This is a genomic window from Bacillus sp. RSS_NA_20 (assembly GCF_020165915.1).
GTDB lineage: Bacteria > Bacillota > Bacilli > Bacillales > Bacillaceae > Bacillus > Bacillus altitudinis.
The window spans coordinates 1,202,484-1,217,091 of the sequence record NZ_JAIUKW010000005.1 but is presented as its reverse complement, the minus strand read 5'-3'; the positions used below and the strand labels follow the sequence as shown (position 1 = coordinate 1,217,091).

Sequence of the window (14,608 nt, the reverse complement as noted above, 5' to 3'; positions counted from 1 at the left end):
AATGGAACGTATCTATTTAGATCATGCAGCCACAACGCCGATGGATCAGCGAATTGTGGACAAGATGATGCCATACTTTACAGAGATATTTGGCAATCCCTCTAGTATTCATTCATATGGGCGCGAGGCAAGAAAGTGGCTCGATGAAGCAAGGGAAGTCATTGCAGGAGAATTACACTGTAAGCAGCAGGAGATCATCCTCACAAGCGGTGGAACAGAGGCAGACAACTTGGCCATTACAGGTGTGGCAATGGCAAGGCAGCATGAAGGAAAACATATCATCACAACAAAAACTGAGCATCATGCAGTGCTGCATACATGCGAACGCTTAGAGAAGCTTGGTTTTGATGTGACGTATTTAGATGTGGATCACACTGGATTGATTTATCTTGACCAATTAAAACAAGCATTAAGAGACGATACAATTCTGGTGACCATCATGTACGGCAACAATGAAACAGGTGTGATCCAGCCAATCAAAGAAATTGGTCAACTTTTGCATGATCACGCTGCTCATTTTCATACAGACGCTGTACAGGCATTTGGAACAGTGTCAATTGATGTACAAGATCTTCATATTGATCTCTTATCTGCTTCTGGCCATAAACTAAATGGTCCGATGGGAACAGGCTTTTTATACGTCAACGAACGTGTGAAGCTCTCTCCGCAGTTATTCGGAGGAGAACAAGAAAGAAAACGCCGTGCTGGCACTGAAAATGTGGCGGGGATCATTGGACTTGCAGAAGCAGTTCAATTAACAAAGCAAAATAGAAGAGAAAAAGCAGTGCATTATGGTAAGCTCAAAGAAGCGATGTTGCAAGTATTCGAAGAGGAATCACTCAATTTCTCTATCAATGGACATCCGAAAGAGACATTGCCGCACATTTTAAATGTTCACTTCCCGGGCGTTTCCATTGAATCGTTACTTGTGAACTTAGATATGGAAGGGATTGCTGTTTCAAGCGGGTCAGCATGTACGGCTGGATCTGTCCTTCCTTCGCACGTATTAAGCGCCATGTATGGTGAAGAAGCAAAAGAGCTGACATCCTCAGTCAGAATAAGCTTCGGTCTTGGAAATGAAGAGGAACATGTGAAGCAGGCGGCGCGTAAGATAGCGGCTGTCGTGAAACGCCTAGCCAAATAAATGCTCCCTTTTGTTCGTGTGTGAAAAATGAAACAGCTAGGCACCTGAAGAACGAAACGCGCACGTTGTTTCATTGAAATTGGAGTTGATAAAGATGACAAAAAGACCTGAAGACACAAGAGTTGTGGTCGGTATGTCCGGAGGCGTCGATTCATCAGTTGCTGCGCTCATGTTAAAGGAGCAAGGCTATGATGTAATCGGCATATTTATGAAAAACTGGGATGACACAGATGAAAATGGTGTATGTACAGCAACGGAGGACTATGAGGATGTCATTCGTGTTTGTAACCAGATTGGAATCCCATATTATGCAGTGAATTTCGAGAAACAGTATTGGGACAAAGTGTTTCAATATTTTCTTGATGAATATAAAGCAGGCAGAACGCCGAACCCAGATGTCATGTGTAACAAAGAAATTAAGTTCAAAGCATTTCTTGAGCATGCATTGTCGCTTGGAGCGGATTATTTGGCAACAGGCCACTATGCCCGTGTCGACAGAACCGGCGATGAAGTGAAAATGCTAAGAGGTCTTGATACAAACAAAGACCAAACTTATTTCTTGAATCAGCTGACTCAAGAACAGCTTGATAAAGTGTTGTTCCCAATCGGCGATTTAGAGAAAAAAAGAGTGCGTGAATTAGCGAAAGAAGCAGAGCTCGCAACAGCAACGAAAAAAGATTCTACGGGCATCTGCTTTATTGGGGAAAGAAACTTTAAAACATTCCTCAGCCAATATTTGCCTGCACAGCCCGGTGTGATGCAGACAATGGACGGAGAAGTAAAAGGTGAACATGATGGACTCATGTATTACACGATCGGTCAACGCCAAGGACTTGGCATTGGCGGAAGCGGTGATCCGTGGTTCGTTGTTGGGAAGGACTTAGAGAAAAATATCTTATTTGTTGAACAAGGCTTCCACAATCCGCTTTTATACTCTGAAAGTATTTCAGCTGTTAACATCAGCTGGACTCGTCCTCATATTGTCGGCGAAAACGGTGAACTCACATGCACAGCGAAATTCCGATACCGTCAAGAAGATCATCATGTAAAAGTCAAAATGACAGGTGAGCAGGAAGCAATGGTGATCTTTGATGAACCCGTTCGTGCTGTCACTCCAGGACAAGCTGTTGTTTTTTATGATGGCGAAGAATGTCTTGGCGGCGGGACAATTGACGATGTCTTTAAAGATGGCCAAAAGCTGTCGTATGTGTAACATGTGTTAAAAACCTCAACGTCGCTGTTGAGGTTTTTTAATGAAAGGATGAAGAGAGCGAATGAATCATAACGAAATCGGTATTGAAGCTTTAAATCAAGGGAACATCGAACAGGCAGCTGAAGCTTTTACGAAAGCCATTGAAGAAAGCCCAAAGGACCCGGTTCCATATATTAACTTTGCGAATTTACTTTCAAGCGTTCATGAATTTGAACGTGCTTTGAACTTCTTTCAAAAAGCCATTGAACTTGATCATACAGCAGCTGCAGCCTATTACGGGGCAGGAAATGTCTACACGATGAAAGAAGACTTTATGAAAGCGAAAGACTATTTTGAGCAAGCGCTACAAGCTGGAATGGAAAACAGTGATTTGTTTTATATGTTAGGGCAGACACTGATGAAATTAGAGCAGCCGAAGCTTGCGATGCCTTATCTTCAGCGTGCAGTTGAGCTAAACGAAGAAGATAACGAAGCAAGATTTCAATTTGGCATGTGCTTAGCGAATGAACATCTGCTGGAGGAAGCGGTCACAGTCTTTACTGAAGTGATTGCGCGAGATCCGCAGCATGCAGACGCCTTTTATAATGCAGGCGTTGCGTATGCGTATTTAGAGAAAAAGGACGAAGCGCTTGAAATGCTAGGAAAAGCCATTGACGTGCAGCCTGATCATATGCTTGCATTGCATGCGCAAAAGCTGATTCAAGAGGCAGAATAACCGGAAGGAGGGAAGACCTGTGCAGGAACATCCAGATCAAATGAAGCTTGAAGACGAACCGTTTTTAAAAGGGACGGTTCAAGCCGTTATTTTCCATAACGAAAGTAATTTATACTCGGTGTTAAAAGTAAAAGTCATTGAAACATCAGAGAATTTAGAGGAAAAAACAGCATCTGTCACAGGCTACTTCCCAGCGCTTCATGAGGAGGAAACCTACACCTTCTATGGCAAGGTCACAAGTCATCCAAAGTTTGGCGAGCAGTTTCAAGCCACTCATTTTCAAAAGGAAGTCCCTACAACAAAGCAAGGCATCATTCATTATCTCTCTAGTGACTTGTTTGAAGGGATTGGGAAAAAGACGGCGGAAGAAATCGTCGGCAAGCTTGGCAATCAGACGCTTCATCAAATTATGCGTGATCCGTCTGTGTTGTATGACGTCCCTCGCCTGTCAAAAAAGAAGGCTGATAAGCTGGCTGCCGCACTTCAAGAGCATCAAGGGCTTGAGCAAATCATGATCAGCCTGAATCAATATGGCTTTGGTCCTCAGCTTAGTATGAAGATTTACCAAGCGTACGAGAGTGAAACGTTGCAGAAAATTGAAGAAAACCCTTATCAGCTCGTCAAAGACGTCGAGGGGATTGGATTTATTAAAGCAGATGAACTCGGCGCTAGAACAGGGATATCTGGAAATGATCCAGAACGCATTCGTGCAGCCCTTTTGTATACTGTTGAGACAGCAAGCCTGCAAGACGGTCATACGTACATACAAACGAAAGATCTGATCGTCGAAACCCGTAAACTACTGAATCAAACCGGCAATGACTACAAAGTGACTGAAATGGACGTTGCCAATCAGATTATTGCACTTGGTGAAGGGAAAGACATGATCATTGAAGATGAGCGCTGTTATCATCCGTCGCTCTTTTATGCGGAGCAAAGTGTGGCAAAACGCATTCAAAAAATTGTCGCTCAAACGGAATATGCAGATCAATTTCCTGAATCAGAATTTCTGCTTGCACTCGGTGAACTGGAGGAACGGCTTGGTGTCCAGTATGCACCAACCCAAAAAGAAGCCATTCAAAAGGCACTCATGTCTCCAATGCTGCTTTTAACAGGCGGACCGGGTACAGGGAAAACGACGGTCATTAAAGGGATTGTCGAGCTTTACAGCGATCTTCACGGCGTATCTCTTGACCCGGGTGATTATAAAAAAGATGAAGCATTTCCGTTCGTGCTTGCCGCACCAACTGGACGTGCTGCGAAACGAATGACAGAATCCACTGGACTTCCTGCTGTGACCATTCACCGGTTGCTAGGCTGGAATGGATCAGAAGGCTTCTCACATGATGAAGACCAGCCGATTGAAGGAAAGCTTGTTATCATTGATGAATCGAGTATGCTGGATATTTGGCTGGCGAACCATTTGTTTAAGGCGATCCCAGATCATATTCAAGTCATTATGGTTGGAGACGAACATCAACTTCCATCTGTCGGGCCTGGTCAAGTGTTAAGAGACCTGCTTGCGTCACAAGCTATACCGGCAGTTACATTAACTGATATTTACCGGCAGGCAGACGGTTCAACAATTGTTGAGCTTGCGCATGATATGAAAAATGGTGTTTTGCCAAAGGATATTACTGCACGCTCGAAGGATCGATCCTTTATTCAATGCTCTAGTGACCAAATGAAAGAAGTCATCGAGAAAGTGGTCAGCAATGCTGCTCAAAAGGGGTATTCAGCAAAGGACATTCAAGTGCTCGCCCCGATGTATAAAGGAAAAGCAGGCATTAATGAACTGAATAAAATGCTTCAGCAAATTTTGAATCCTAAAAAGCCAAAAGGAAGAGAAATTCCTTTTGGTGATGTCGTCTACCGGACAGGTGATAAGGTACTTCAGCTTGTCAATCAGCCCGAGAATAACATTTTTAATGGAGATATTGGCGAAATTGTCTCGATCTTTTATGCGAAAGAAAACACAGAAAAAGAAGATATGGCGGTCATCTCCTTTGATGGAAATGAAATCACGTTTACGAAAAAAGATTTTCATCAATTTACACACGCTTATTGTTGCTCGATTCATAAATCCCAGGGCAGTGAATTCCCAATCGTGGTGCTGCCAGTCGTGAGAAGTTATTATCGAATGCTTCGAAGAAATTTGCTTTACACGGCCATTACACGAAGTAAAAAGTTTTTAATTTTGTGCGGTGAGGAATCAGCATTAGAGTGGGGCGTAAAAAATAATGAAGACTCCCTCAGACAAACGTCTTTAACCATGCGTCTTACTGAAACGGAAGAAATCATGGACGCTGAGCTAGCAGCCCTCCAAAAAGAACTTCCTTTCAGCGTACACGATGCCAATATTGGTATGGAGGGAATCACCCCGTTTGATTTTATGCAAGAGTAAATGGCTTCCATGGAAGCCATCATATTGTTAAACAAAGGGCTAAAATGAACTTGATTTTAGCCCTTTGTTTTTTTTCAGCGTGAAAGAAAACCTTTGCAGTCTAGGAAGGACGAGTACTGGCGCGGAGCGAATTTGACATTCGTGAGCACCAGCACGCAGGACTGACAAAGAATGCGAGGGTTTGTCTACACGCTGATGGCTTCCTTCATGGAAGCCATTTCTTCGTATGAGTCATAGAGGAAACGCACACGATAAGACTGTTCCGAAAAGGTGGTTGATCACATTTTGAGAACATGTCGAGAGCTTGAAGGACTGACGATCTATACAGACGAGCTGTCTTATTCACTTGGGGCGATCAAAGATATTTGCTTTTTAGCCGGCGGCAGCTGCGGGGGATATGTTTTAGATGGGAAAAAGAAAGACTGTGCTTTCATTCCATTCTCAGCTGGCGACAAACTGACAGACAAAGGTCTATATGTGAGCTGCCAGAAGGGCATCGAGATAGATACCACCGCCCCATCCTTTTTCTTTTCGAAATTAAAAAAGAAAATGATCCGTACGCCAGATGGTGAAACATTAGGTGTTTTGGAAGATGTATACTTTTGCATGAATTCGGGCACAATCGTAGCATATGAACTCTCGGACGGCTTCTTTACAGAGCTATCAGGGATTCGAAAGCAGCTGCATGCTGCCGGAACCTTGATGGATGTTCAAAAGGAAGCACTTGTTCTAAACCGAACGTAAAGAGGTGCTGAATATGCTCATTTGCCCAAATTGCAAATGTAAAGACATCGGAAAAATTGGGGTCAATCAATATTATTGCTGGGGCTGTTTTATTGAATTGACACTGTCAAAAGGCAAAATATCTACTCACCAAGTGGAGGAAGACGGTACACTAAGCAGTTTAGACGACCTGTTTAGTGACGATGAACGTTCAATTCAACTATAAGTGTTAAGGGGGAATTTCGAATGGGCAAAATGACTTCTTCACTATTAACGCTTGGTGCAGGTGCACTCGCATATCACTTTGCAAGTCGATATGATATGCCATCTAAGCGGGATATGAAAAAGATGAGAAAACGAGTTATGCGAATGCTTTAAACAAAAAGGGACATCCACCATGAGCGGATGTCCTTTTTTTATGCCTGCCTGTACTCTAATCTCCGTGCAAGTATAGACAAGCTGAAGTTGACAACAAAGTACATCATGGCCGCCAAGAGGAAAATAGGAAGTAAATAAGATTGGCTTTGACCATTTAAAATCTGCGCGTGATGCAATAGTTCTGGAAGGGCAATTACAACGGCGAGCGATGTATCTTTTAAAAGAGAAATAAATTGACTGACAATCGGCGGTACCATTCGGCGTAACGCCTGTGGCATGATAATCATTTTTAATGTTTGAATATAGGTTAAACCAGAGGATCTGGCCGCCTCGATTTGTCCTTTATCAATTGATTTTAATCCGCTGCGAATGATTTCTGACAGCATGGCGGATTCAAACACGGTTAAAGCCGCAATGGCAGAGGCGGTGATGCTCAGCTTAATGCCAATTTCAGGCAGGGCGAAATACGTAAAAAAGATGATCAGCAAAAGCGGTAGGTTCCGAACGGTTTCAACAATGACCGCAAGCACCTTTGATAAAATAGGGATTTGTGCGAACCTCAATGTGCCAACGACTAATCCGATGATAAAGCTTAAAATGATGGAGATAAAAGCCACTTTTAAGGTGACAGCAAATCCTTCAAGTAAAAAGGCGAGATGATCGGGCTGGTAGGCACCTATAAAATCCATTGTGTTTCCTCCTTTCTAGTGGCTTCGGGCTAATCTTTTTTCTAAATAACCAACGCCTAGACTAAGCGGAATGGTCAATAGAAGATAGAACATAGCAACAAAAATGTATACATCAAATGTCACAAACGTTCTCGAAGCGATAAGGTCTCCTTGGTACATCAGATCAAACCCTGCAATGACACCTAAAATAGACGAGTTTTTCACAAGGTTGATAAATTGATTTCCAAGTGGTGGAATGACAATTTTGATTGCCTGCGGCAGAATAATATATCGCATCGTTCCGCCATATGTCAGACCAGAAGCTCTAGCTGCTTCCATTTGTCCAAGCGGTACAGCTTGTATACCTGCACGAATGGCTTCAGCGATAAAAGCAGACGTATAAATGGAGAGGGCAATGGTTCCTGCTGTAAAGCCATCTGCCACAATGCCAAGTACCGGTAAACCAAAAAAGAACACAAAGGTGATCAATAATAACGGAATATTCCGAATAAATTCCACGTAAGCCGTCCCTAACCAGTTGAGCGGCCTTAGTGGCGCAATTCTCATAATGGCAATGAGTGTACCGATGAAAAAGCTTCCAATCAACGCAATGACACTTGCACCAATCGTATATTTAAACCCTTCTAAATAAAGATGGAAGTTCTCAGTTAAAATGGAAAACCGCAGCAATCAGTTCACTTCCTTCCTAATCAACAGAGGAGCCGGCAAGCGGCTCTCCTGAGGGTGTTGAGATTGATCGAGTCAATTGATTATTCTTTGATCCATTTTTTATGAATCTTGTCATACTCTCCATTGTCTTTTAATGCCTTTAACGCTTTATTAATGGCTTCTGTCAATTCTTCATCGCCTTTTTTCACAGCGATACCATAAGGCTCATCGGTAAATGTTCCGCCAACGACTTCATAATTTGAATCTTCGTCTGCCATGCCAAATAAAATTGCATTATCAGTTGTCAGAACTTGCCCTTGATTTGATTTTAAGGCTGTAAAGGCTTCTTGGTAATTTTCAAATTCTAAAACGGATGCTTCTGGTGCCTTTTCGCGAATGTTTTGAGAAGAAGTGGACCCTTTCACTGCAAGCACCTTCGTACCTTTTTTAAGATCATCAATCGATTGAATGTCGCTGCCTTTTTTCACAAGCAGTGATTGTCCTGCTTCAAAGTATACGTCTGAGAAATTGACCTCTTTTTTACGCTCTTCTGTGATCGTCATTGTGGCAACAATGGCATGAATATCTCCTTTTTGCAGTAAAGGAATCCTTGTTTTAGATGTCACTTCTTTGAATTCTGCTTTTCCTTCATCACCGAGCATTTCTTTAGTGATCGCTTTTGCGATATCAATATCAAACCCTTCAATATCCCCGCTACTAGGATTTTTTAGACCAAATAAACGAGTATCGTTTTTCACACCGAAAACGATTTTTTTGTCTTTCTTAATGGCTTCTAATGAGCTACCTTGTTTTGCATCGGTTGAGCCTTTCTCGGCAGAGCCGCAGGCAGCGAGAGCGATCATACAGCAAGTCATCAACAGTAATAGGCCAAAGCGTTTCATTTTTTTCATCAAATTTATACCTCCTAGTGATTTAAAATACGGCTTAAAAAGAGCTGAGCGCGTTTCTCGCGCGGTTTTTCATAAAAGGCAGCTGGTGTTGATTCTTCAAGGATTCTTCCTTCATCAATAAACACAATGCGGTCTGCGACTTCACGGGCAAATCCCATCTCGTGCGTGACAACGACCATTGTCATCCCTTCCCTAGCCAGCTGTTTCATCACATCTAGCACTTCACCGATCATCTCTGGATCAAGAGCTGATGTTGGTTCATCGAAAAGCATGACCTCAGGTTTCATTGCAAGTCCCCTTGCGATTGCCACACGCTGCTGCTGTCCTCCTGAGAGTCTAGAAGGGTAGGTGTCTGCTTTTTCAGGAATGCCAACTTTATTTAAATAAAATTCAGCTGTTTCCTTTGCTTCTTCTTTGCTCACTTTTTTAACCTTCATAGGCGCAAGCATAATGTTTTCAAGCACCGTCTTATGCGGATAAAGATGAAAGTGCTGAAACACCATCCCGATATTTTGCCTGATGAGATTGATGTTGGTTTTCGGATGCTGAACAGACACTTGATTGACAAGGACTTTTCCTTCATCAATGCTTTCAAGACGATTGATACACCTGAGCATCGTGCTTTTTCCAGATCCTGAAGGACCGATGATCACAACAACCTCACCTTTTTGAATATGTAGGTTAATGTCCTTAAGTACATGGAACTGGCCGTAATGCTTGTTGACTTCTTCGAATGTGATCATGAAGAACCTCCTCTTGTCATCATTGAACTAAAGCGGATTCTAGCATAAATGGTTTAAAAAGAAGTAAATATTAGAATATTTTCTGACGGGATTTTACAGCAAACAGTGACTTTGGATGGAGCTGTATGTTTCATGTGTATTCATTTTTAACAAAGTTAGGACAAATTTTATTTACATGGATAATTGCAGAAGTTGGTTAAACAATAAGAAGAGAGGTGAAAAAGGTGAAGAAACGTCCGATCGAGTTTCTAATATATGCTGCAGGTGTACTGCTTGTCCTTGCGTCTTTACTCATTTTGGTTCAGCTCGACGAGTTATGGATGCCTATTTTTTTATTGCTCAAAGCGGTTTTGATCCCGCTTCTTATCGCTATTTTTATTTCTTATCTTCTTTATCCCATTGTTGAAAGACTACATAAGCGAGGTTTGCCAAGGACGGTCAGTCTCTTATTGATTTATGTGCTGTTTTTTGGCGGCATTGGTTTGGCTGTGTATAAAGGGGCACCGGTTTTAATCGCTCAGTTAAATGAATTGTCGGAGCAAATTCCCATGCTTGCCGAAACGTATAATGGTGCTTTATCACATGTTCATCGTCATACAAGCCACTGGCCTGATGGACTGCATGAACGGCTGGATCGTTTTATTGTCCAATCTGAGACGTATGCCGCAAATGGGGCAGAGCGGATGATTCTAAGCTGTAAAGTATTGCTTGATTACGCCTTAGTTGCTGCACTTATTCCTTTTCTTGTCTTTTATATGGTGAAAGATATGAACACGATGAAGCGGGCAGCATGGTATTTAACCCCGCCAAGCTTTCGAAAAAGGGGACATGCCTTTGTGAAAGCAGTGGATGACTCACTTGGGGATTATATTAGAGGGCAATTGCTTGTCTGTTCTTTAATTGGGGGAGCTGCTGCCATTGTTCTTTGGCTGTTTCATATTCCATATCCGCTTGTACTAGGTATGTTAATCGGCGCAACGAATGTCATTCCGTATTTTGGCCCGATTATTGGAGCGATCCCAGCTGTCTTTATCGCTTTTACCATCTCAGTGAAGTCAGTGATCATTGTGCTAATTACAGTAGCCGTGCTTCAATTTTTAGAAAGCAATGTACTGAGTCCGATCATTGTCGGGAGAAGCCTGCATATGCATCCTGTCGTGATCATGCTGGTGTTACTCGCTGGAGGTGAGCTGTTTGGCTTGATTGGAATGATTTTAGCCGTACCGTCCGCAGCCATTATGAGGGTCATTATTGTGCAATATATTCACATGAGACGAAGCGTTCATTGACAAGACGAGCCGAGTTGTCTATAATAATTTCGATTCATACATATTGAATTCAATGACGGACCCGAGTACGTTAAAAAGCTGTTGCAGAGAGAGGCTTTGTTTGCTGAGAAAAGCCTTATCAGACCTTTAACGGAAGCTAGTCCCGAGTGCAGATAAACACTGCCGCTCTCTTCCGGCGTTATCGGATGTGAAGGTGATAGACGCATATGTCGTCTATAATCAGGGTGGTACCGCGAGAGCATCTCGTCCCTGTGTAAGTAGTTTTTTGCTTGCATAGGGCGGGATGTTTTTTCGTTTGTGTGAAGATTGAGAATAAAAAGGGAGGATTTATGATGAAAACTTTAACTTCAGCTCAAGTACGTCAAATGTTTTTAGATTTTTTTAAAGAAAAAGGACATGCTGTCGAACCGAGTGCGTCCCTCGTACCGCATGACGATCCAACACTTTTATGGATTAACAGCGGGGTGGCAACATTAAAGAAATACTTCGATGGCCGCGTCGTGCCTGAGAATCCACGTATTTGCAACGCACAAAAATCAATTCGTACAAATGACATTGAAAATGTAGGGAAAACAGCACGCCATCATACGTTTTTTGAAATGCTGGGCAACTTCTCTATTGGAGACTATTTCAAAGAAGAGGCAATCGAATGGGCTTGGGAATTCCTCACAAGTGACGAGTGGATTGGCTTTGATCCGAATCTGTTATCTGTCACGGTACATCCAGAGGATGAAGAAGCGTATGTTCTTTGGAGAGATAAAATGGGTGTCCCTGAGGAACGAATTATTCGTCTTGAGGGCAACTTCTGGGATATTGGCGAGGGGCCAAGTGGTCCGAATACAGAAATTTTCTATGATCGCGGCGAAGCATATGGCAACGACATGAACGACCCTGAATTATATCCAGGCGGAGAAAATGAACGTTATCTAGAAGTATGGAATCTTGTTTTTTCTGAATTTAACCATAATCCAGATGGTACATACACACCGCTTCCGAAGAAAAACATTGATACAGGAATGGGTCTTGAGCGTATGGTCTCTGTTATTCAAAACGTACCGACGAACTTTGATACAGACCTGTTCATGCCGATTATTCGTGCAGTAGAAACGATTTCTGGAGAAAGCTATGGGGAGTCAAAAGAAAAAGACACAGCATTTAAAGTCATTGCTGACCATATTCGTACTGTTGCCTTTGCCGTCAGTGACGGAGCACTTCCTTCTAATGAAGGCCGAGGTTATGTGTTAAGACGTTTGCTGCGCCGTGCTGTGCGTTATGCAAAAACGATCCATATCCACCGTCCATTTATGTATGACCTAGTTCCAGTTGTTGCGGAGATCATGAAGGATTTCTATCCAGATGTTCAAGCAAAAGAAGAATTTATTGCAAAAGTGATCAAAAATGAAGAAGAGCGTTTCCATGAGACACTGAATGAAGGGTTAGCCATTTTATCAGAAGTGATCAAAAAAGAACGAGACAATGGCAGCTCACAAATTTCCGGTAAAGATGTGTTTAAGCTTTATGACACATATGGATTCCCGGTCGAACTCACAGAAGAATATGCTGAAGATGAGAACATGACAGTCGATCGTGAAGGCTTCCAGCTAGAAATGGAGAAGCAGCGTGAACGTGCAAGAAATGCCAGACAAGATGTGGGCAGTATGCAGGTTCAAGGCGGGGCTTTAGGCGATATAAAAGCAGAAAGTACGTTTGTTGGCTACGAAAATTTAACTGCAGATGCTCGTATTATCGAATTGCTTCAAAACGGTGAAATTGTCACAGAAGTTCACGAAGGGGAAACGGTGCAAATTTTATTAGATGAAACACCTTTCTATGCGGAAAGCGGCGGACAAGTGGCGGATAAAGGAACGTTAAAAAGTGCCGAAGCGATCATTGATATCAAAGATGTGAAAAAGGCGCCAAACGGCCAGCATGTCCACGAAGGAGTCGTCGTAAGTGGTACGGTTCAAAAAGGCATTGAAGTCACTGCAGAAGTCGAATCAGCGCTTCGAAAAGGCATTGTGAAAAATCACACAGCGACACATCTTTTGCACCAAGCGCTAAAAGATGTATTGGGTAGCCACGTTAACCAAGCGGGTTCACTTGTGAATGAAAACAGACTTCGCTTTGACTTTTCTCACTTTGGACAAGTAACAAAAGAAGAATTGTCACAAATTGAAAAAATCGTCAACGAAAAGATTTGGGAAGGCATTTCGGTTGCCATTGACCTGAAACCAATTGCTGAAGCAAAAGAAATGGGCGCAATGGCGCTGTTTGGCGAGAAGTATGGCGATATTGTCCGTGTGGTGCAAGTGGGTGATTACAGCATCGAGTTATGCGGAGGCTGTCACGTTCAAAACACTGCGGAGATCGGATTGTTTAAAATTGCATCTGAATCGGGTATTGGTGCTGGAACACGCCGTATTGAGGCTGTAACAGGTAAAGGTGCTTATGAAGAATTAAATGATCAGCTTGCGATTTTAGAAAAGGCAGCTAATGAACTGAAATCAAATACAAAAGATGTACCAAAACGCATCGCTTCCTTGCAGGCTGATTTAAAAGAAGTTCAAAGAGAAAACGAATCACTTCTTGCGAAATTAAGTCAAGCAGAAGCTGGCTCTATTTTAGAAAAAGTCATCGAAGTTGGCGGAGTGAACGTGTTAACTGAAAAAGTAAACGCCAAAGACATGAACCATTTAAGAACGATGGTTGATGACTTAAAAGCGAAATTAGGTTCAGCTGTCATCGTACTTGGTGCCGTTCAAAATGGAAAAGTCAACATTTCAGCCGGTGTGACGAAAGACGTCATTGAAAAAGGTCTTCATGCAGGAAAACTTGTGAAGCAGGCAGCTGAAATTTGCGGCGGAGGCGGAGGCGGACGCCCAGATATGGCACAAGCAGGCGGGAAACAGCCAGAAAAGCTTGAAGAAGCACTGGCAACTGTCGAAGAATCTGTCAAATCCGTTTTATAATCAGTCAATGTAGTGTAGAATAATGGTATTAGATGAGCGGTTAGAAAAAAGCTTGCTAGTAGAATGTTGGAAGAGAGGTGCAAGAAGCAGTGAGTTCATTTGATAAGACAATGAAGTTTAACTTCTCTGATGATTCAGCTGAAACCAATGTGAATGAAGTGCTCATAACAGTTTATGACGCACTCCAAGAAAAAGGATACAACCCGATCAATCAAATTGTCGGATACTTGCTGTCAGGCGACCCTGCTTATATTCCAAGACATCAGGATGCACGCAACCTAATTCGTAAACTAGAACGAGACGAATTAATTGAGGAATTGGTTAAATCGTACTTAGAGACACATAAAGAGGCGTAAAACATGAGAATTTTAGGCTTAGATTTAGGCACGAAAACCCTTGGTGTGGCAATCAGTGATGAAATGGGATGGACAGCTCAAGGGATTGAAACCATTAAAATTGATGAAGCAGGCGGAGACTTTGGTCTCAGCCGCCTGTCTGAGATCGTCTCGCAATATGGAACGGATAAAATTGTACTTGGTTTTCCAAAAAATATGAACGGTACGGTCGGTCCAAGAGGCGAGGCCAGCCAATCATTTGCGAAAGTGTTAGAAAACACGTACAATGTTCCTGTTGTGCTTTGGGACGAGCGTCTGTCAACGATGGCAGCAGAAAAAATGCTCATCTCTGCAGATGTGAGCAGACAAAAGCGTAAAAAAGTCATTGATAAAATGGCGGCTGTTATGATCCTTCAAGGGTACTTAGACAGCTTAAATTAAAATGAG

The 14,608-nt window shown here is 42.6% G+C and carries 15 protein-coding genes and 1 other annotated feature; of the genes, 11 read left to right on the top strand and 4 right to left on the bottom strand.

Translation table 11 applies throughout. The features are described from left to right. Position 1 precedes the first annotated feature (1 nt). The 7 genes from LCD32_RS11880 (at position 2) to LCD32_RS11850 (ending at position 6,577) form a co-directional block, all read left to right on the top strand. Positions 2–1,144: a cysteine desulfurase family protein gene (locus tag LCD32_RS11880; protein ID WP_017367703.1), complete on the top strand. Its 1,143-nt coding sequence runs from the start codon at positions 2–4 to the stop codon at positions 1,142–1,144. Positions 1,145–1,238: 94 nt separating this feature from the next. Further along, positions 1,239–2,357, top strand: a complete 1,119-nt coding sequence (mnmA, locus tag LCD32_RS11875; protein ID WP_008342709.1) for a tRNA 2-thiouridine(34) synthase MnmA — start codon at positions 1,239–1,241, stop codon at positions 2,355–2,357. A 61-nt stretch (positions 2,358–2,418) separates the two neighbouring features. Continuing rightward, a complete protein-coding gene (locus LCD32_RS11870) occupies positions 2,419–3,072 on the top strand; it encodes a tetratricopeptide repeat protein (protein WP_058214178.1) in 654 nt (217 codons plus the stop codon). 19 nt (positions 3,073–3,091) lie between these two features. Beyond that, entirely contained in the window at positions 3,092–5,476 is a 2,385-nt protein-coding gene (locus LCD32_RS11865) for an ATP-dependent RecD-like DNA helicase (RefSeq protein WP_073413632.1), read from the top strand. Positions 5,477–5,761: 285 nt separating this feature from the next. After that, positions 5,762–6,220 (top strand): PRC-barrel domain-containing protein, encoded by a 459-nt coding sequence (locus tag LCD32_RS11860; RefSeq protein WP_008342703.1) that lies wholly within the window; start codon positions 5,762–5,764, stop codon positions 6,218–6,220. A gap of 13 nt (positions 6,221–6,233) precedes the next feature. Then, on the top strand, positions 6,234–6,425 hold the full coding sequence (locus LCD32_RS11855; protein ID WP_003216308.1) for a hypothetical protein: 192 nt from the start codon (positions 6,234–6,236) through the stop codon (positions 6,423–6,425). A 20-nt stretch (positions 6,426–6,445) separates the two neighbouring features. Continuing rightward, positions 6,446–6,577, top strand: coding sequence for a YrzQ family protein (locus LCD32_RS11850; protein ID WP_008342695.1), 132 nt, complete (start codon positions 6,446–6,448; stop codon positions 6,575–6,577). A gap of 38 nt (positions 6,578–6,615) precedes the next feature. Here the strand turns inward: LCD32_RS11850 and LCD32_RS11845 are convergent, their stop codons facing one another. The 4 genes from LCD32_RS11845 to LCD32_RS11830 all read right to left on the bottom strand — a co-directional run bounded on the left by LCD32_RS11845 (position 6,616) and on the right by LCD32_RS11830 (position 9,568). Next, positions 6,616–7,266 (bottom strand): amino acid ABC transporter permease, encoded by a 651-nt coding sequence (locus LCD32_RS11845; protein WP_008342693.1) that lies wholly within the window; start codon positions 7,264–7,266, stop codon positions 6,616–6,618. A gap of 15 nt (positions 7,267–7,281) precedes the next feature. Beyond that, a complete protein-coding gene (locus LCD32_RS11840) occupies positions 7,282–7,935 on the bottom strand; it encodes an amino acid ABC transporter permease (RefSeq protein WP_008342691.1) in 654 nt (217 codons plus the stop codon). An 80-nt stretch (positions 7,936–8,015) separates the two neighbouring features. Continuing rightward, a complete protein-coding gene (locus LCD32_RS11835; protein WP_008342689.1) occupies positions 8,016–8,825 on the bottom strand; it encodes a transporter substrate-binding domain-containing protein in 810 nt (269 codons plus the stop codon). Positions 8,826–8,839: 14 nt separating this feature from the next. After that, the gene (locus tag LCD32_RS11830; RefSeq protein WP_007501456.1) at positions 8,840–9,568 is read right to left on the bottom strand and encodes an amino acid ABC transporter ATP-binding protein; all 729 of its coding nucleotides are present in this window, start codon (positions 9,566–9,568) and stop codon (positions 8,840–8,842) included. 224 nt (positions 9,569–9,792) lie between these two features. Between LCD32_RS11830 and LCD32_RS11825 the strand changes: the two genes are divergently transcribed. The 4 genes from LCD32_RS11825 to ruvX all read left to right on the top strand — a co-directional run bounded on the left by LCD32_RS11825 (position 9,793) and on the right by ruvX (position 14,602). Next, positions 9,793–10,857 carry an AI-2E family transporter gene (locus LCD32_RS11825; protein ID WP_017358104.1) on the top strand — a complete coding sequence of 355 codons (1,065 nt, stop codon included), beginning with the start codon at positions 9,793–9,795 and terminating at the stop codon, positions 10,855–10,857. Positions 10,858–10,900: 43 nt separating this feature from the next. Then, positions 10,901–11,111 (top strand) — a binding site (T-box leader). A 78-nt stretch (positions 11,112–11,189) separates the two neighbouring features. Further along, complete coding sequence (alaS, locus tag LCD32_RS11820; protein WP_052320974.1) at positions 11,190–13,826, top strand: alanine--tRNA ligase; 2,637 nt, start codon at positions 11,190–11,192, stop codon at positions 13,824–13,826. An 89-nt stretch (positions 13,827–13,915) separates the two neighbouring features. Then, the gene (locus LCD32_RS11815) at positions 13,916–14,182 is read left to right on the top strand and encodes an IreB family regulatory phosphoprotein (RefSeq protein WP_024718370.1); all 267 of its coding nucleotides are present in this window, start codon (positions 13,916–13,918) and stop codon (positions 14,180–14,182) included. Positions 14,183–14,185: 3 nt separating this feature from the next. Then, positions 14,186–14,602, top strand: a complete 417-nt coding sequence (gene ruvX / locus LCD32_RS11810; protein WP_003216519.1) for a Holliday junction resolvase RuvX — start codon at positions 14,186–14,188, stop codon at positions 14,600–14,602. Positions 14,603–14,608 lie beyond the last annotated feature (6 nt).